Here is an 18685-nt window from a genome sequence, read left to right as displayed (position 1 = left end):
TTATAACTGATAGTTAGTTTTTAATTTGTTTAAGCGTTTTTAAAGGCAAGTTGTTCGATTTCTCGATGCAGTACAGCATCATCACCCACATTGAGTTCAATCAAGCGTTTAAGGTGCGTCACACTCTCAAGGTCGATTTGATTACAGTGAAGGCCTAAATATTCACTTTCGACATGTCTTACTTCGACTTCCATTGAAATCAGTACATCACTGTCTGGTAAATGAAACTTTAGGTTAGCGGCTTCACCTTGAAGGGGAACATAGCCTACAGGCAAGGTGATCAACGCGCCTTTTAATGAAAGGTCGAGTACTTGGCAATTGTAATCACCACTGGCAGTCATTAAGGTTGCCTGGTTTGAAAACAAAATACGCGTAAAACGTCTGCGTTCTTCCATCATCATTCTCTCAATATTCTAGATAATCTAAGCATAGATAGTAATACACTTAGGCTCCAGTGTAAAAAAAGCCCTGCATAAACAGGGCTTTCAATATCAATGATTTGCAAAAATTAGCTATTGCGTGGATTATTTAGCCAATTTTTTTGTACTTAATACGCTTAGGCTCGGCAGCTTGTGCGCCATAGGTCTTCTTCAGCCAAGCTTCATACTCAGTATAGTTACCATCGAAGAAGTTCACTTGGCCTTCGTCACGGTAATCAAGAATGTGTGTAGCGATACGGTCTAAGAACCAACGGTCGTGCGAGATACACATTACACAGCCTGGGAATTCTAAAATCGCATTCTCTAGAGCACGAAGTGTCTCAACGTCTAAGTCGTTGGTTGGCTCATCCAGTAGTAAAACGTTACCGCCAGCTTTTAAAAGCTTAGCTAGGTGAAGACGGTTGCGCTCACCACCAGAAAGCTCTTTTACAAACTTTTGTTGGTCGTTGCCTTTGAAGTTAAAGCGGCCAACATAGGCGCGGCTTGGGATCTCAAAGTTACCAATTTTAAGTACGTCTTGACCGTTAGAGATTTCTTGGAAAACAGTGTTGCTGTCGTCCATGTTGTCACGGAACTGATCAACCGCAGCGAGTTCTACAGTTTCACCAACATCAACAGTACCAGCATCTGCTTGCTCTTGGCCTGAGATCATTTTGAATAACGTTGATTTACCTGCACCGTTAGCACCGATAATACCAACGATTGCACCTTTTGGTACACTGAAGCTTAGGTTGTCGATAAGTACACGGTCACCATAGCCTTTAGTTAGGCCATTTACTTCAATTACTTTATCACCTAGGCGAGGACCAGGTGGAATGAATAGCTCATTTGTTTCGTTACGTTTTTGGTAATCACTTTGCTGTAGTTCAGAGAACTGCGCCATACGCGCTTTAGATTTAGCTTGGCGACCCTTCGGGTTTGAACGCACCCATTCAAGCTCTTGAGCAATTGATTTTTGACGTGCTTTTTCAGCTTTTTCTTCTTGTTTAAGGCGTGCATCTTTTTGTTCAAGCCAAGAAGAGTAGTTACCTTCCCACGGAATACCATGGCCACGGTCAAGTTCTAAGATCCAACCAGCAACGTTATCTAAGAAGTAACGGTCGTGGGTAATAGCCACAACAGTCCCTTCATAGTCGTGTAAGAAACGCTCTAACCATGCAACAGACTCAGCATCTAAGTGGTTGGTTGGTTCGTCTAGTAGAAGCATATCTGGCTTTTCTAAAAGCAAACGACAGATAGCAACACGGCGACGCTCACCACCCGATAAGTGCTCAATTTTTGCATCCCACTCAGGTAGGCGAAGTGCATCAGCAGCGCGCTCTAAAGCGTTATCTAGGTTATGACCATCATGCGCTTGAATAATAGCTTCTAATTGACCTTGCTCTTTTGCTAGAGCGTCAAAATCAGCGCCATCCATTGCATATTCCGCATAGACTTCGTCAAGACGCGCAAGGGCGTTTTTAACTTCGCTGACAGCTTCTTCAACAGTTTCACGAACTGTTTTGTTTTCGTCTAATTGAGGTTCCTGAGGAAGATAGCCGATTTTAGTACCAGCAAGTGCATTCGCCTCACCTTCAAACTCTTTATCAACACCCGCCATGATGCGTAAAAGAGTCGATTTACCTGCGCCGTTTAGACCAAGTACACCAATTTTCGCACCAGGGAAGAAAGATAATGAAATATCTTTTAAAATCGTACGTTTAGGTGGCACCACTTTGCTAACGCGGTGCATTGAATAAATAAACTTATCTGGCAATGCCATAGATGAAACCTTTCATGTTCAAAATTAACTTGCATATTGTAGAGTTTACCTAGCGATTTCGTCAATCAAACAGCAAGTTATCTCTTTTTTAAACTCATGAAATTAACTCAAAACTAACAGTGCCACACCAGAAAAAGCAATTATCCCACCCAATATCATATTTTTTGTCATGGGTTCTTTGCGCAGGGCGCCAATGGTCATCACCATCAATGGAGCGGTTGCGAAAATAGTTTGTGCGATAGCCGGATCGGTATGCTTGACTGAAATAAGCTGCAACCAAAGGCCAATAAAGGTGCCAAAAAACACCGCGACAAAAAGCCATTGCTTTTGACTTATACCATCTAAGGTAATGGCTTGTTTGAGATTTTGCTCTTTTAGACAGGCGACAACACACGCGACAACCAGTGTGCCTGAAAATAAACGAATAAAAGCAGCCCACAAACTACCGATTTGTTCAGCATTCATAGCACCCTTTGACATCACCATGCCTGCCGCTTGGCAAGTGGCTGCAAGCAACGCAAAACCAACGCCTTTGATATAAATGCTGTGCTCAACTTGAGGTAATGGATTTTTGGGTTTAATAGCCACTAGAACACCTAAAGTTGTGATAACAATACCAAGCCATGCAAGGCCACTGAGCCATACCCCGAGCAAGACAATATTTAGTACACCCGCAATGGCAGGCGCGAGAGATTCAATGACAAGTGTACGTGCTGGGCCTATATTTCTAAGTGCAGCAAAATAAGCGCTATCGCCAATAGCAATACCCAAAATGCCGCTGACAATAAGCCAAGCCCAAGAGCTGGCTAATTGTGGTAAAGGGCTGGTAGGCAAAATGAGCAAAATTAATAACATCAGTGCACAAGCAATTATGCCTTTACTGACATTTAGTTGCAGGGGCGATAAGTGATGGCTAAAGCGTTTGTATAACATCGTAGATGACGCCCAGACTATGGCTGCGCTGATTGCGGCAAGTTCACCGATCCCCATTTTTTTCTCTTTTTATAATGATGTTTGAGCGTGAATTATCTAAGTAAATTTTTCAGTTGCAAACAAATGAGTTGGGATTTTAGACATCTAAACATCTAGAGGTTGAATTTTTCGACTTTACGTTCATAATGACACCCATAAATTAAGTTGGGGAGAATTGTATGCCGATCACCGTAAAAGATGAGCTACCTGCCATTGCTACACTCAGACATGAAAATGTCTTCGTGATGCCTAAATCACGGGCAAGAACGCAGGAGATCCGTCCGATGCGCTTGGCGATTCTTAATCTTATGCCCAACAAAGTTGAAACCGAAGTGCAGTTTATTCGTTTGCTTGCGAATACGCCGCTTCAGGTTAACGTCGATTTATTACGTTTAGATACGCACCGTAGTTCAGAAAATTCTGAACAACACTTAGATATGTTCTATCGCTATTTTTCTGATGTAAAAGAGGAAAACTACGATGCCATGATCATCACAGGTGCGCCGCTGGCTCATCTGGAATATGACGATGTCATATACTGGCAAGAACTCAAAGAGCTATTTGATTGGGCTGAAAACCATGTGACTTCAACGTTATTTTCTTGTTGGGCAGCTCATGCGGGTTTGTACCATCATTATGGTTTAAAGCGTGAACTTCGTGACGATAAATTATGCGGTGTATTTAAGCACCGTTGTTTGTTTGAGCATGGTGCACTAACTCGTGGTTTTGACGATGAGTTTTTAGTGCCGCATTCTCGCTACGGTCACATTGACCTTACTAAAATCCAAAGTACACCAGAACTTGCCGTGTTAGCAGGCTCAGAAAAAGTGGGTGCGTATTTAATTAAAAATCAGTCTGGCAGTCAGGTGTTTTTAACCGGTCACCCTGAATACGATGCTGATACTTTACAAAAAGAATATTTTCGCGACCTAGCCAAAAGCCCGGATGCGCCTAAGCCAGAAGGGTACTTCCCGAATAACGATGCTGAGCAAAAACCGAGTAAAACATGGCAAAGTCATGCCTTTTTGTTATTCTCAAATTGGCTGAATTATTACGTTTACCAAACAACCCCATACGATATTAACCTAGTTAGCCAAGATGTAAGGACTAACAACTATGCCGAATAAAAGTGCAGCCTTAAAAGAGGCTTTAAAACAACGTATTCTTATTTTAGATGGCGCCATGGGTACCATGATCCAAGAATATAAATTTGAAGAAGAAGATTATCGCGGCGAGCGCTTCAAAGATTGGCATGTGTTAGTGAAAGGCAATAACGATTTATTAAGCCTAACTCAACCTGATGTCATTGCAGATATTCATCGTAAATATCTAGCAGCTGGTGCTGATATCATTGAAACAAATACCTTTAACGCGACCACCATTTCGATGGAAGACTACGAAATGGGCAGTTTGAGTCGTGAAATCAACCTTGAGTCGGCTAAATTAGCACGTAAAATTTGTGATGAGTTCACTGAGAAAGAGCCGCACAAACCGCGCTATGTAGCAGGTGTATTAGGTCCAACTTCTAAAACGTGTTCAATCTCACCAGATGTAAACGACCCTGGTTATCGTAATATTACCTTCGATGCGCTGGTTGAGGCCTATATTGAGTCTACGCTTGCTTTGATTGAAGGTGGTGCAGATTTAATTTTGATTGAGACGATTTTCGACACCTTAAATGCTAAAGCTGCGTCATTTGCGGTAGAAGAGGCGTTTGAACAAGCGGGTATTACGCTGCCAGTTATGATCTCAGGTACTATTACCGATGCTTCTGGTCGGACATTGTCAGGTCAAACAACAGAAGCATTCTATAATTCAATTCGACACATTAAACCTATTTCAATTGGTTTGAACTGTGCTTTAGGCCCAGACTTATTACGTCCTTATGTTGAAGAGCTGTCGCGCGTGTGTGAAACCTTTACTTCAGTGCATCCTAATGCTGGTTTACCGAATGAATTTGGTGAGTACGATTTAGAAGCCGATGAAATGTCAGTAGAAATCATCGACTGGGGCAAAGAAGGCTTCATCAATATCGTCGGTGGCTGTTGTGGTACAACACCTGAGCATATTAAGGCATTTGCTAATGGCCTTGCGCAAATTAAACCAAGATCTCTGCCTGAGCTAGATGTGCGTATGCGCTTAGCGGGCCTTGAAGCGTGTAACTTGAATTAGGAAGTATCAGATGACGCAACAAAATACCGCAATTTTTACCAACGTTGGAGAGCGAACCAATGTTACCGGTTCTGCAAAGTTCAAACGCCTAATTTTAGAAGAAGATTACGAAACAGCCCTTGATGTTGCGCGTGAGCAAGTAGAAAACGGCGCACAAGTTATCGACATCAACATGGATGAAGCCATGTTAGATTCGAAAGCGGCAATGACCAAATTCTTAAATTTGATTGCTTCTGAACCTGACATTTCTCGCGTGCCTATCATGGTTGACTCGTCTAAATGGGAAGTCATTGAAGCGGGCTTAAAGTGCATTCAGGGTAAGGCGATCGTTAACTCGATTTCATTGAAAGAAGGTGAAGAGCCGTTTATTCGTCAGGCTAAAATTATCAAACGCTTTGGTGCTGCGGCTGTCGTTATGGCGTTTGACGAAACAGGGCAAGCCGAAACAGCCGACCGAAAATTTGAAATTTGTGAACGCTCTTACCGTATTTTGGTTGACCAGCTAGGCTTCCCACCTGAAGACATCATCTTTGATCCAAATATCTTTGCGGTAGCAACAGGTATTGAAGAGCACGATAACTACGCGGTTGACTTTATTGAAGGCACACGTCGCATTAAGCAAAACTTGCCGCACTGTAAAGTGTCGGGTGGTGTATCGAACGTATCTTTCTCGTTCCGTGGGAATAATCCGGTTCGTGAAGCCATTCACTCAGTGTTCTTATACCATGCGATTCAAGCTGGCATGGACATGGGCATTGTGAATGCTGGTCAGCTTGCAGTTTATGATGATATTCCCCTTGAGCTGAGAAAAGCCGTAGAAGATGTTGTATTAAATACCGATCCTGGCGCAGGTGAGCGACTGGTTGAGTTGGCACCTAAATATTCTGGTTTGGCGCAAGCTGAAAAAGTGGAAGACCTAGAGTGGCGAACTTGGTCAGTAGAAAAGCGTTTAGAACACGCACTTGTTAAAGGTATTACCGAGTATATTGAAGAAGATACTGAAGAGTGTCGCGCTTCAATGGATAAACCAATTCAAGTGATTGAAGGTCCATTGATGGACGGCATGAATGTCGTCGGTGATTTATTCGGTGCTGGTAAAATGTTCTTGCCTCAGGTTGTAAAATCAGCTCGTGTAATGAAACGTGCCGTTGCTTACCTTGATCCGTATATCGAAGCGGAGAAAGAAGAGGGCGCAACTAATGGTAAAATTATCATGGCAACGGTTAAAGGTGACGTACACGACATTGGTAAAAACATTGTGGGCGTAGTTCTTCAGTGTAATAACTATGAAGTGGTCGATTTAGGCGTGATGGTGCCTGCTGAGAAAATTCTGCAAACTGCCATAGACGAAAAAGCCGATGCCATTGGTCTATCGGGCCTTATAACGCCATCGCTCGATGAAATGGTACATGTGGCGAAAGAAATGACCCGTCGTGGTTTTGATATTCCATTATTAATTGGTGGTGCAACCACTTCTAAAGCACACACTGCGGTTAAAATTGAGCCCCAGTACGACAAAGGCGTAGTGTATGTGAACAATGCCAGCCGTGCGGTAGGTGTGGTATCAAGCCTATTAAGCAAAACACAAAAGCCAGAGTTTCTAGCTAAGACTACCGCTGAGTATGTAAAAGTGCGTGAGCAACAAGCGCGTAAAAAGCCACGTAGTAAACCTGTTACTATCCAGCGTGCCCGTGATAATGCCGCAAAACTTGATTGGGATAGCTACACGCCACCTGTGCCAAAAAAGCTGGGTGTTACAGAGTTTAGAGATGTCAGCATCAAAACATTGCGTGAATACATCGACTGGACACCTTACTTTATGACTTGGTCATTGGCTGGTAAATTCCCTCGTATTCTTGATGACGAGATTGTTGGTGAAGAGGCGAAAAAGCTTTATCACGATGCTAATGCGATGCTTGATGAGTTTGAAAAAACACAAGCGCTGAAACCACTTGGCGTGATTGGTTTATTCCCAGCAAACCGTGTAGGTGATGACATTGAGATCTACACAGATGAAACTCGTTCTGAAGTATTAGAGTTAAGTTGTCACTTACGTCAGCAAACGGAGAAAACTGATTTCCCGAATTACTGTTTAGCCGACTATGTCGCGCCGAAAGGCACACCTGACTACTTTGGTGCATTTGCTGTAACTGGCGGTCTTGAAGAAGACGACTTAGCTGAAGCATTCGACGCGCAACAAGATGACTACAACAAGATCATGGTTAAGGCGGTTGCTGACCGTTTAGCCGAAGCGTTTGCTGAATATCTTCATGAGCAAGTTCGTAAAGAGTACTGGGGTTATGCAGCTGATGAAAACCTCAGTAATGAAGAGCTTATTCGTGAAAATTACCAAGGTATTCGTCCTGCTCCAGGTTATCCTGCATGTCCTGAACATACTGAGAAGAAAAAAATCTGGTCGTTACTGCAAACTGAAGATCGTATCGGTATGCAACTTACAAGCTCATATGCAATGTGGCCAGGTGCTGCTGTATCGGGCTGGTATTTCTCTCACCCTGATTCTAAATATTATGCGGTGGCGCAAATCCAAAAGGATCAGGTTGAAGACTACGCGCAGCGAACCAATATGAGCCTTGAAGAGGCAGAGCGCTGGTTGTCACCAAATCTTGGATACGAGCCTGAATAGGCTTCAACTTAAAATCAAAACACTCTAAAAAGCACTTATTTATATAAGTGCTTTTTTTATGTATCACTTTTTCTATAGAGCTTTTACTTAGAGCGGAGATTACTTTTCTAAGAAAACTTCATATAATTAATTAGAGATGAAATTAATTATTCATGAGGCTTTTATCTATTTCTTTATTCTTTCAATTTAAATTGTGCAAATTAGATTGGTATTTTTATTTATAGATGAAAGCTTTTTTAGCGAAAAAAGGTGTTCCATGCTCGGACAACAAGCAAAATTCAACAAAGCGGTGTTTTACCCTGCTTCTCTAGTTATCCTGCTACTGATGATAGTCACTGTGTCTGCACCAAATATGGCAAAGTCATTATTTGCAGATATTCAAAGTGCGATTACGGTAAATGGCAGTTGGTTTTATGTACTTACCGTTGCAATCATTTTGGGCTTTGTATTGTATCTTAGCTTATCTCGATTTGGCTCGGTAAAACTAGGGCCTGACCATGCCACCCCTGATTACTCATTAGGCACCTGGATCTCCATGCTTTTCGCAGCAGGCATGGGAATTGGCTTGATGTTTTTTGGCGTGGCGGAACCGATTATGCACTATTTGTCTCCGCCAACGGCAGAGCAGGGCTCTTTAGAAGCCATCAAAGAAGCCATGAAAATTACCTTTTTCCACTGGGGTTTTCATGCTTGGGCCATTTACGCCATAGTTGCTTTGGTATTGGCTTACTTTAGCTATCGTCATAAATTACCTCTAACGCTTCGTTCAGCACTTCATCCAATCATTGGCGATAAGATTTATGGGTGGCAAGGTCATTTAGTCGATATTTTTGCGGTTGTCAGTACAGTTTTTGGCGTGGCGACTTCTTTAGGATTAGGTGCAAGTCAGGTAAATGCCGGGCTTAATTACTTATTCGAATTTGACGTCAGCCAAACCAATCAAGTCATTATCATGGTGGTCATCACTGCATTGGCGTCAGTGTCGGTGGCAACAGGATTAGATAAAGGCATTAAAATACTCTCAGAAGCCAATATGCTATTGGCGATAGCTTTACTCGCATTTATCTTCATACTTGGTCCTAGTGTATTTTTATTACAAGCCTATGTACAAAACGTTGGCGCATATCTTTCTGAAATTGTCTCGAATACATTTAACCTGTTTGCTTATGAGAAAAAAAGCTGGATTGGAGGTTGGACCATTTTCTACTGGGGCTGGTGGTTAGCATGGGCGCCATTTGTTGGTTTATTTATCGCACGTATTTCAAAAGGTAGAACCATTCGAGAGTTCGTATTAGGTGTAATGGTAGTGCCTACTGCATTTACTCTGCTTTGGATGACCGTATTTGGCAACAGTGCGATTTACATGATAGTTGAGCAGGGTGCTCAACAGGTCGCAAATATGGTGAGTGAAAACTCTTCGGTTGCTTTATTTGTATTCTTAGAGCAATTCCCTTGGTCAACGATATTGACGGTATTATCAGTCGCAATGATCGTCATATTCTTTGTCACATCCTGTGACTCAGGAGCTATGGTGATAGACATGTTGTGTTCAAATGGTGAAAACAATACACCAGTATGGCAGCGACTATTCTGGGCAATTAGTGTTGGCGTGGTTGCAGCTGTGCTCAGTTTAGTTGGGGGGTTAGAAGCCTTGCAAACTATGACGATTGCTAGCGCATTACCTTTCTCACTCGTGCTACTGTTTTCATGCTTTGGTTTAGTAAAGGCTCTCGAAGTTGAAAGTGCGAAACGTGAAAGTTTACAGCACCATGCGGTGTTAAATATGGGTGGTGAGGAAACCACTGATTGGAAAGAAAAACTCAATAACATAGTTTCAACGCCAGATAAAAAAGACATTAATCAGTTTTTGAATAAAGAAGTAAAACGTGCATTCAAAGCGTTAAAAGCACAGTTTGAATTAAATGATATTGAGGTAGAAATTAAGACTTCAGACAAGAGTATTTCTATAGTTGTGAACCACGGTGAAGAGCACGACTTTATATACGGCGTGTATAAAAAAGAGCACGTTCAGCCAAGTTTTAGTCATGATCAAGAAGAAGGGAGTGAAAGTTACTACCGAGCGGAAGTTCACTTGCTTGAAGGCGGTCAGGATTATGACATTATGGGTTGGTCTGAAGCTGCTGTGATAAATGATGTGATCAATCAATATCAAAAGCATATGCACTTTTTGCATATACTGCGTGATGAAGGGCCTGTTTTATAGAACCTGAGCCCTTATCAGAATTTAGCATATCAAATTAAAAACCGCCAAATGGCGGTTTTTTGTATTAAAAATTTTACACTTACCATAACCTTTACGTTAACGTAAGCTCTTTATGCCGCTTGAGTAACTATTTTTAACTTAAGCAAATATTTACTGGTTTTAATTTAACTATAATTTTCGTTAAATTTATATTTATTGAATTAAAATTGTCTATTAAGAGAATTGTAGGGGAGGATTGTCTCAATTTATAGAGAATTTAAAAAGATAGTGATAGAGTCGATGCAGTTTCAGCGCTATGCCCGACTATTGGGTAAAAATTTCGGAGAACTATAAAGTGGCTGTATTTAACCAAGTTGAATTTGATAACCATGAACAAGTGGTGTTTTGCTCTGATAAAGAGTCAGGCTTAAAAGCAATTATTGCTGTGCATAGCACAAAGTTAGGTCCTGCAGTGGGTGGCTGCCGCATGTGGGATTACGCAAAAGATGAAGATGCTGTTTATGACGTATTACGTCTTTCTAAGGGCATGACTTATAAAAATGCGGTTGCTCGTTTACCATTTGGTGGTGGCAAGTCTGTGATCATTGGCGATGCGAAAACAATTAAATCTGAAGCTTTATTTAGAGCATTTGGTAAGCAACTTGAGCGTTTAGGCGGTACTTATTACTCAGCAGAAGATGTGAATATCACAACTGGTGATGTAATGACGATGCACAAAGAAACAAATTATGTCATGGGCTTAGAAGGTAAAAGTGGTAATCCTTCGCCATTTACTGCGCTTGGTACTTTCCTTGGTATTAAAGCTGCCTTCAAACACAAGCACGGCCATGAAGATTTAAATGGCGTTAAAGTATCTGTTCAAGGTCTAGGTGCAGTAGCTTACACATTATGTAAATACTTACACGAAGCAGGCGCACAGTTATTCGTTACGGATATCAATCAAGAGTCTGTGGACAGAGTGGTAAATGATTTTGGTGCAACAGCTGTGAATATCGACGAGATTTATGATCTAGGCGTTGATGTATACGCGCCGTGTGCGTTAGGTGCAACGGTGAATGATGAAACAATTCCTCGTTTAAAAGCACAAATCATTGCTGGTTGTGCAAATAATCAGTTAGCTGAGTCTCGCCATGGTGAAATTTTACGAGAAAAAGGCGTCTTATACGCACCAGATTATGTGATTAATGCTGGTGGTATTATTAACGTTTACTATGAAACTAAGCCGGCTGGTTATAATGAAGCAGATGCCACTAAGCATGTGGAAGGCATTTATGACACACTAGCTGAAATCTTCAAGCGTTCAGAAGAAGAGCAAAAGTCGACTCATATTATTGCTGATGAACTAGCACAAGAAATAATTGCAAACGGTCTATAATTCCTTTGCTTTAAATAATGTAATTGGTCTAATAGAGGGATGTAATCAAACATCCCTTTTTTTATGAAAAAAATTGATCTCGACACTTGGCCGAGAGCCGAGCATTTCAAATTCTTCTTACCTTTCTCACAACCCTACTTTAATGTTGTTATTGACCTTGATGTGAAATTATTGTTCGAATATGCAAAATCACAGCAATTGAGTTTTACAGCCAGCTACTTATATTGCTTACAAGAAGCGGTGGCGCGTTATGCACCAATCAGGTATAGAATAGTTGACAATAAACCTGTTGAAGTAACAGGTATTACGTTGAGCACTGTATTTTTGCGCTCAGATGAGAGTTTTAGATTCGTTCCGTTAGAAACACAAAATTCATTATTAGAATATTGTGAACATTACACTCAGCAAAAACATACCTTTTTAGATAAACCATTGTTAAACCCTTCTTTTATTGAAGGTGCTGATAAAATAACGCAAATGTATATTTCAATTTTGCCATGGTTTAAATTCTCAGGCTTTAAACACGCAGAGCATACCCCCATTGCTTCAGGCATTCCGAAAGTCGTCTTTGGACAATATCAAAAAGTGCAAGGAACATTACCCGTTTCAATTGAAGTACATCATGCATTAATGGATGGATTGCATATATCGCAGTTCATCGATGTTTTTAATCAAGTCGTCGCAGAAATTTGTGCATAAAACTAAGCTGTTTAAGTGTATTTTCACTACCACAAGTAAAAAAAATACAAAAAAACAAAACTTAATAAAAATCCATTAAAAGCATGGGTTTAAAATTAAACCTTGGTGTTTTAAAACTTCAGTTACAGGATGTTTTTACCCTGTAACAAAATGTAAAAACAATGTGTGCTTTGCCCGTTTTGCAAAGGCAAAATGCTTCAGTGAATGATTTGTGATGTTAATATTATGTTTTATATAAAAAATATTAATCCATTTTCAAAAAATTAGTTTTGCCTATGAAGTTGACACATGGCCTTGCATTTAGCATTATTGGAAAGTTGATATCTATAGAAAGATATCAGGGTAGCTCTACTATAAAGAGCAAAAAATTATAAAAGTAACATTACTTAATTGGTTGGGAACTATGTCTGTTAAAATCAGAAAGAGTCTTGTAGCTACAGCACTACTAGGTGCAACAGCTTTCGCAAGCAGCAACGTGATTGCAGATCCTTTGAATGACATACAGAAAGTAGGTCAGCAAACTCAAACGGCTGCAAAAAAATCACAAGAAAAAATTGATAACATTTATGGTCAAACTCAAGAGATGATCGGTGAGTACCGCAGTGTTGTTGATGAAACAGAATTATTAAAAGTTTATAACGACCACGTAGCACGTTTGGTAGCAGACCAAAATGCTAGCATCGAGTCACTTAATCGTCAGATTGGTACGATTGAGAAAACTAAACAGGACGTTGTGCCTCTGATGTATCGCATGATCGATACGCTTGAGCAATTCATCAAAGCGGACGTTCCGTTTGACACTGAAACTCGTTTAGGTCGTGTTGAAAAATTACGTGATCTTCTTTCTAACTCTAAAGTAACTACTTCAGAGAAGTTCCGTCAGGTTCTTGAAGCATACACAATTGAGACTGATTACAGCTCAACAATGGTTGCATCTCAAGGCTCACTAGAAATCAACGGTAAAAACATCAACGTTGACTTCGCACGTATTGGCCGTGTTGCATTTGTTGCTCAATCATTCGACCTTAAGCACGCTTGGGTTTGGAACAACAGCGCAAAACAGTGGGATGAGCTAGGCGAAGAGTACATCAAGCCAGTTAAAACTTTCATCCGTATCGCACGTGGTCAGGCAGCACCTGAACTACTAGCACTTCCAATCTTTGGCGCGGAGTAATAAATAATGAAGAAATTATTTAAAGGTTTTGCAGTAGCGGCTGCTCTATCTGTTTCAGCTGGTGCAGCTCTAAACGCGCACGCAAACACTGAAACTCTAGACAAAATCCTTCAAGAAGTTAAACAAAACCGTATTTCTGAAGGTAAAATCAACAAGCAACGTGAGCAAGAATTCCTTTCTGCTCGTGCTGACAAGCAAGCACTTCTTAATAAAGCTAAGCGTGATTTAGCAAACGAGAAGGCTCGTGGTGAGCGTTTAAACAACCAGTTTAAACAAAACGAAATCACACTTGCGGAAAAAGAAGTTGAGCTTCAAAACGCAACGGGTACTTTAGGTGAGATGTTCGGTGTTGTTCGTCGTTCAGCTTCTGAAGCGATCGGTTCAATCGAAGCATCACTAGTAAGTGCTGAAAAGCCAGGACGTGCAGAAGTTCTTCGTTCATTAGCAGCAGCTAAAGAACTACCGACTACTCGCGAACTAGAAGAGCTTTGGATTGCTTTCCAAACTGAAATGACAGAATCTGCAAAAGTATCTACTTTCGAAGCACAAGTTGCTGAGCTAAGCGGTGAAATCAATACTAAGCAGGTTACTCGTGTTGGTAACTTCAACCTAATCACAAAAGACGGCTACGTAGTATACGATGCAGCTAACAAAGCTATCGTTCCACTAGGTAAACAGCCAGATGGTCACATCTTCAACACTGTTGCTGACCTTCTAAATACACAAGCTGGTTCATACACTAAGTTCTATGTTGACCCTGCGCGTGGCGGTATCCTACGTCTAAACACTCAGCGTGCAACTGTTGAAGAACGTTGGCACCAGGGTGACACAGTTGGTTACATCATCACTGCATTACTTGCTATTGGTGCGTTACTAGCGTTAGTTCGTTTCCTAGACCTACTTATGGTTAGTGCTAAAATCAAAGCACAGGTTAAGAACATCAACACGCCTAACGAAAACAACCCACTTGGTCGTATTCTTAAAGTTTACCATGACAACAAAAACCAAGACGTTGAAAACCTTGAGCTTAAGTTAGACGAAGCAATTCTACGTGAAACGCCTCGTATCGAAGCTGGTATCAACATCATCAAGATCTTAGCTGCTATCGCACCGCTACTAGGTCTACTTGGTACAGTAGTTGGTATGATCTTAACGTTCGAATCAATCACATTATTCGGTACTGGTGATCCGAAGATCATGGCAGGTAACATCTCTCTAGCGCTTGTAACAACAGCTCTAGGTCTGATTGCTGCACTACCACTAATCCTATTACACGCAATCGTTTCAGGTCGTAGTAAAGCAGTTCTACATATCCTAGACGAGCAGAGTGCAGGTATTGTTGCTGCGCATGCGGAGAAGGAGAAAGCCTAATGCTAGTCCTGATGGAGATTTGGGAATCTATCAGGGATTTTGTTGGCACAGGCGGCCAGGTATTATACGTGGTCGCGATAGCACTCTTTCTAATGTGGGTATTAATGATTGAGCGCTATTGGTTCCTACTCGCCGAGTATCCGAAAATGAAAGCGGATATCGTAGCGAAGTGGGACGCCCGCCAAGACACTACGTCTTGGTACGCACACAGAATCCGCGATGCATGGATTTCTGAAGCGTCTGAAAAATTAGAAGCGCGCATGTTGATTATCAAAACATTGGTAGCCATGTGTCCATTAATCGGCCTACTAGGTACTGTAACGGGTATGATCAGCGTTTTCGAAACGATGGCTACTCAAGGTACTGGTAACGCTCGTCTAATGGCATCGGGTATTTCAATGGCAACGATACCAACAATGGCAGGAATGGTTGCGGCACTATCTGGTGTATTCTTCAGCACTCGCTTAGAAGCTAGAGCGAAAATAGCTAAAGAAAAGCTAGTAGATAGTTTGCCTCATCACTAAAGAGAGATATTAATATGGCACGTAAACAACGTTTTCGTGAGGAAGAAGAAGCAGCAGTAGACATGACACCGATGCTAGACATCGTATTCATCATGCTTATCTTCTTCATCGTAACAACTTCTTTCGTGAAAGAAGCTGGTATTGAAGTACAAAAGCCAAAGGCTGCACAAGCTCAAACTAAGAAAAATGCGAACGTATTCATCGCTATCCGTGAAAACGGTGAAATCTGGATGGATAAGCGCGCAGTTGATGTTGAGCGTGTTAGTGCAAACCTTGAGAGCATCCTAGCTGAGCAACCAACAGAAACTATCATTATTCAAGCTGATAAAGGCGCGAAGCATGGTGTGGTTGTTAAAGTTATGGACCAAATCAAGGCGACTGACGATCAACTAAAAATCTCAATCGCTGGAGCTAAGTAATGATTCGTTTTCTGTTTTCACTTGTAACAGGTGGGGCAGTTACTTTCGGCTTATTTTATTTTATGGCATTTCTGATCTCTGGCGGAGCAGATAGAGCTGAAAATGAAAAAGAAGAAATTGTAGTCGAAATTTTGACGAATCCACCTGAATCTGAGGTTCAAGAGCGCAGACGTGTTCCGCCTCCACCTCCGCCGCCGCCGCAGCAGCCGCCTAAACCGCAGCCGCCGCAGCCTGACAATGCTAACCCAAATCCGGGTGCTATTGGCTTTAACATGCCTAGCATCGACATTGGTGGCACTGCAGGTGGCCTAAGTGGGCCTGGTGAATTTGGTCGTGATGGTGATGCAACACCTATCGTACGTATTGAGCCGAAATATCCAACTCAAGCGGCACGTGATGGTAAAGAGGGTTGGGTACAACTTTCATTCACTATTAATGAGCTTGGTGGTGTTGAAGATGTAAAAGTTATTGATGCTGAACCAAAGCGTATTTTCAACCGTGAAGCGATGAGAGCATTACGTAAGTGGAAATATCGCCCGAAAATCATCGATGGCAAACCACAAAAGCAACCTGGTCTTACTGTACAGTTAGACTTTAAACTTAACCAAGATTAATAAGGAGCGAAGAAATGAAGCAATTACATAAAGCAACAGCTCTTGCGCTACTTATGACGCTTACAGGTGTATGCAGCAACGCTGTTGCTGCACCTGACCCAGCTAAAATCGAAGCGCGTAAAAAAGCTAAGACAAAGATCATGGGTGAGCGTACTGGTAAGAAAGTTGTTAAAGCATTTGAACTTTACAATAACGACCAACTTGATGAAGCAATTGCTTTAATGGAAGAGTTAGACCCGTCTAATGATTTCGATAAAGCAACTGTAGATAGATACTTAGGTAACTTCTATGCTCAAAAAGAAGATTATACTAAGGCACTAGATTTCGTTAAGCGCGCTGTAGAAAAAGATGTTTTAAACTTCAAAGACCAAGCAGATACTCTTAAATTTGTTGCAGATCTTTACTTTGGCCAGCAAAAGTATGTTGAAGGTGTTAAAGCCTACAATGACTGGATGGACTTTACTGGTGAGGAAGACGACAAAGTATATGCGAAAATTGCTCAGGCTTATTTTGAGTTAAAGCAGTTCGCAAAGGTTATCGAACCAGCAGACAAAGCAATTAAATTGGCAAAAGAGCCAAATAAAAATTACTTCATGCTGAAGGTCGGTTCATACTTTGAACTTAAGCAGTTTAATAAGGTTGTAGAAGTTGGTGAGACTCTAGTTAAGTTGTTCCCTGATGACAAACAAAACTGGACTCGTTTAGGTTCTTTCTACATGTCTACCGAGCAGTTCACTAAAGGTCAGACAATTATGGAAGTAGCTTACAGAAAAGGCTATTTCGAGAAAGAGAACCACTACAAAATTTTAAGCAGCTATTACTCGCTAAACGATATTCCTTACAAAGCAGCCATTGTTATGGAAAAAGCTTTAAAGGAAGACAAAGTTAAGCGTACTAAGCAAAACGTTACAGCTGTTGCAAGTTACTTCCACCAAGCGAAGCATCTTGTAACTGCCGCTAAATACTATGAAGAAGCAGCTAAGTTTGATGACGACGCAGATCTTTTTAGAAAGGCAGGTAACTTATTACTTACTGAGCAAAAGTACAGTGCTGCAGTTGAGCGTTTAAATAAAGCGCTTGAGTTAGGTACTGACAAGAAAGGTTCGACTTATTCTGACTTAGCTGAAGCTTACTTATACCAAGAGAAGTATAAGCAAGCTTATAGAGCAATTGTCAAAGCACAAGAAGATCCACGTACTCGTAAGTTTGCTAGAGGTTGGGCAACGTTCATTAAGGACAAAGCACAACGTAAAGGCATAAGCTTATAAATAGAAAGCCCCGAAAGGGGCTTTTTTTATAGTTGGAAGTGAAGGTGAAAAATAAACTTTATTTAATAATACTCCCCATTCTGATTGTGTTATCCGCGTGTTCAGAGCAGCAGAGACTTAGTTCTTTTGAAGAAGTGCAATCACAACTTAAAAATATCAATGCTGTTTTATTTTCCAAGAGTGAAGGTGAACTGTCTGAAGTTTTACCATTCAGTGAAGTTTATTTAAAGCAAAGGCATACAGCTTTAAATTCGGCTGACCTCAAGTTACTTAATGAGTATCAAGTGAATGAACTGCAATATTTGATAATTCAAGAACGTTATCCAGAGAGATATTTACCCTGGCCAGCGGCCATTAATGTGGCAAAAAATCTCAATGAAGCACAAAGACAGAAATGGCAAAACCTAGTTCTGGCAAGGTTAGAGGATGCTAAACAAAGCAAGATACTTTATAACAGGTATGAACTGAAAAAAATAAAAGCGTATTCTGAATCTGAATCATTAACTGATCTAACTGACTATTTTAAGACATACAAGCCAAGAAGCCGTTTAGGCATTTACCAACTACCTAACGGTAAAGAGTGGTATCAAAGCAAAGTGAATCACTATTTAGGTAATGTAGAAAACCCTCAGGTTGTTTTAGCCAATATTCAAGCTTTAACAAATGAGTATGATAATCATGAAAACGATTTAGAAGCATTAAGTTTAGTCGAGATTGCAAAAAAGCATTGTTCTATCGTAACAGGTTTAAACTGGCAGCATGCGTTTGTTAACTTACACGCGACTTTCGAGCAGTGTGAAAAACAGAAGCTAGTAGCCTATAAACAGTTAATATTAGTATTGGCTGAGGTAGATTTGGGCATTCACTTTCAGGCTTGGTCAGAACAACAGGCCATGGTGGTATTAAATCAAAAGTTATCACTGCAACCAGAACAAGCAATGGAGTTCTTAGGTTATATCGTCATGAAACCCGCAGCTGTTTTATCTTTAGCTAGAATTTATTTTTAGATGTAACTGTGAGTGATAGA

At 41.0% G+C, this 18685-nt stretch carries 16 protein-coding genes; 13 read left to right on the top strand and 3 right to left on the bottom strand.

Going from position 1 to position 18685, the window contains the following annotated elements; genetic code table 11:
* Nucleotides 1-29: 29 nt before the first annotated feature.
* The 3 genes from AAEU28_RS03150 to AAEU28_RS03140 form a co-directional block, all read right to left on the bottom strand.
* Nucleotides 30-401 (bottom strand): PilZ domain-containing protein, encoded by a 372-nt coding sequence (locus AAEU28_RS03150; RefSeq protein WP_421962903.1) that lies wholly within the window; start codon nt 399-401, stop codon nt 30-32.
* A gap of 127 nt (nt 402-528) precedes the next feature.
* Nucleotides 529-2202, bottom strand: coding sequence for an energy-dependent translational throttle protein EttA (gene ettA / locus AAEU28_RS03145; protein WP_058030209.1), 1674 nt, complete (start codon nt 2200-2202; stop codon nt 529-531).
* Nucleotides 2203-2304: 102 nt separating this feature from the next.
* Nucleotides 2305-3192, bottom strand: coding sequence for a DMT family transporter (locus AAEU28_RS03140; protein WP_421962902.1), 888 nt, complete (start codon nt 3190-3192; stop codon nt 2305-2307).
* 161 nt (nt 3193-3353) lie between these two features.
* On the opposite strand from AAEU28_RS03140, the gene AAEU28_RS03135 reads away from it, so the two are divergent.
* The 13 genes from AAEU28_RS03135 (at nt 3354) to AAEU28_RS03075 (ending at nt 18665) form a co-directional block, all read left to right on the top strand.
* A complete protein-coding gene (locus AAEU28_RS03135; RefSeq protein ID WP_421962901.1) occupies nt 3354-4301 on the top strand; it encodes a homoserine O-succinyltransferase in 948 nt (315 codons plus the stop codon).
* Nucleotides 4291-5346, top strand: coding sequence for a homocysteine S-methyltransferase family protein (locus AAEU28_RS03130; protein WP_130255420.1), 1056 nt, complete (start codon nt 4291-4293; stop codon nt 5344-5346). Before AAEU28_RS03135 ends, AAEU28_RS03130 begins: the two co-directional genes overlap by 11 nt.
* A 10-nt stretch (nt 5347-5356) precedes the next feature.
* Entirely contained in the window at nt 5357-7990 is a 2634-nt protein-coding gene (gene metH / locus AAEU28_RS03125; protein WP_421962900.1) for a methionine synthase, read from the top strand.
* 256 nt (nt 7991-8246) lie between these two features.
* The gene (locus AAEU28_RS03120; protein ID WP_421962899.1) at nt 8247-10214 is read left to right on the top strand and encodes a BCCT family transporter; all 1968 of its coding nucleotides are present in this window, start codon (nt 8247-8249) and stop codon (nt 10212-10214) included.
* Nucleotides 10215-10548: 334 nt separating this feature from the next.
* Nucleotides 10549-11589, top strand: coding sequence for a Leu/Phe/Val dehydrogenase (locus AAEU28_RS03115; RefSeq protein ID WP_421962898.1), 1041 nt, complete (start codon nt 10549-10551; stop codon nt 11587-11589).
* 63 nt (nt 11590-11652) lie between these two features.
* Nucleotides 11653-12288, top strand: a complete 636-nt coding sequence (locus AAEU28_RS03110; RefSeq protein WP_421962897.1) for a CatA-like O-acetyltransferase — start codon at nt 11653-11655, stop codon at nt 12286-12288.
* Nucleotides 12289-12691: 403 nt separating this feature from the next.
* Nucleotides 12692-13462 carry a DUF3450 domain-containing protein gene (locus tag AAEU28_RS03105; RefSeq protein ID WP_058030195.1) on the top strand — a complete coding sequence of 257 codons (771 nt, stop codon included), beginning with the start codon at nt 12692-12694 and terminating at the stop codon, nt 13460-13462.
* A gap of 6 nt (nt 13463-13468) precedes the next feature.
* Nucleotides 13469-14833: a MotA/TolQ/ExbB proton channel family protein gene (locus tag AAEU28_RS03100; RefSeq protein ID WP_138480866.1), complete on the top strand. Its 1365-nt coding sequence runs from the start codon at nt 13469-13471 to the stop codon at nt 14831-14833.
* Complete coding sequence (locus AAEU28_RS03095; protein WP_421962896.1) at nt 14833-15357, top strand: MotA/TolQ/ExbB proton channel family protein; 525 nt, start codon at nt 14833-14835, stop codon at nt 15355-15357. Before AAEU28_RS03100 ends, AAEU28_RS03095 begins: the two co-directional genes overlap by 1 nt.
* A gap of 14 nt (nt 15358-15371) precedes the next feature.
* Entirely contained in the window at nt 15372-15776 is a 405-nt protein-coding gene (locus AAEU28_RS03090) for an ExbD/TolR family protein (RefSeq protein ID WP_058030192.1), read from the top strand.
* The gene (locus tag AAEU28_RS03085) at nt 15776-16390 is read left to right on the top strand and encodes an energy transducer TonB (RefSeq protein WP_421962895.1); all 615 of its coding nucleotides are present in this window, start codon (nt 15776-15778) and stop codon (nt 16388-16390) included. Before AAEU28_RS03090 ends, AAEU28_RS03085 begins: the two co-directional genes overlap by 1 nt.
* Before the next feature lie 14 nt (nt 16391-16404).
* A complete protein-coding gene (locus AAEU28_RS03080) occupies nt 16405-17658 on the top strand; it encodes a hypothetical protein (protein ID WP_421962894.1) in 1254 nt (417 codons plus the stop codon).
* Nucleotides 17659-17702: 44 nt separating this feature from the next.
* Nucleotides 17703-18665 carry a hypothetical protein gene (locus tag AAEU28_RS03075; RefSeq protein WP_421962893.1) on the top strand — a complete coding sequence of 321 codons (963 nt, stop codon included), beginning with the start codon at nt 17703-17705 and terminating at the stop codon, nt 18663-18665.
* Nucleotides 18666-18685: the final 20 nt, after the last annotated feature.

This window comes from Pseudoalteromonas sp. SS15 (genome assembly GCF_049257195.1).
Taxonomy (GTDB): Bacteria; Pseudomonadota; Gammaproteobacteria; order Enterobacterales; family Alteromonadaceae; genus Pseudoalteromonas.
The sequence above is the reverse complement of the archived record's forward strand: the minus strand, read 5'-3'. Positions and strand labels throughout refer to the sequence as shown.

Coding starts and splice junctions, on each gene's coding strand:
- AAEU28_RS03135 (WP_421962901.1), top strand. CDS start 3,354: ATGCCGATCACCGTAAAAGATGAGCTACCTGCCATTGCTACACTCAGA.
- AAEU28_RS03105 (WP_058030195.1), top strand. CDS start 12,692: ATGTCTGTTAAAATCAGAAAGAGTCTTGTAGCTACAGCACTACTAGGT.
- AAEU28_RS03150 (WP_421962903.1), bottom strand. CDS start 401: ATGATGATGGAAGAACGCAGACGTTTTACGCGTATTTTGTTTTCAAAC.
- AAEU28_RS03120 (WP_421962899.1), top strand. CDS start 8,247: ATGCTCGGACAACAAGCAAAATTCAACAAAGCGGTGTTTTACCCTGCT.
- metH (WP_421962900.1), top strand. CDS start 5,357: ATGACGCAACAAAATACCGCAATTTTTACCAACGTTGGAGAGCGAACC.
- AAEU28_RS03110 (WP_421962897.1), top strand. CDS start 11,653: ATGAAAAAAATTGATCTCGACACTTGGCCGAGAGCCGAGCATTTCAAA.
- AAEU28_RS03140 (WP_421962902.1), bottom strand. CDS start 3,192: ATGGGGATCGGTGAACTTGCCGCAATCAGCGCAGCCATAGTCTGGGCG.
- AAEU28_RS03130 (WP_130255420.1), top strand. CDS start 4,291: ATGCCGAATAAAAGTGCAGCCTTAAAAGAGGCTTTAAAACAACGTATT.
- AAEU28_RS03090 (WP_058030192.1), top strand. CDS start 15,372: ATGGCACGTAAACAACGTTTTCGTGAGGAAGAAGAAGCAGCAGTAGAC.
- AAEU28_RS03100 (WP_138480866.1), top strand. CDS start 13,469: ATGAAGAAATTATTTAAAGGTTTTGCAGTAGCGGCTGCTCTATCTGTT.
- ettA (WP_058030209.1), bottom strand. CDS start 2,202: ATGGCATTGCCAGATAAGTTTATTTATTCAATGCACCGCGTTAGCAAA.
- AAEU28_RS03085 (WP_421962895.1), top strand. CDS start 15,776: ATGATTCGTTTTCTGTTTTCACTTGTAACAGGTGGGGCAGTTACTTTC.
- AAEU28_RS03080 (WP_421962894.1), top strand. CDS start 16,405: ATGAAGCAATTACATAAAGCAACAGCTCTTGCGCTACTTATGACGCTT.
- AAEU28_RS03095 (WP_421962896.1), top strand. CDS start 14,833: ATGCTAGTCCTGATGGAGATTTGGGAATCTATCAGGGATTTTGTTGGC.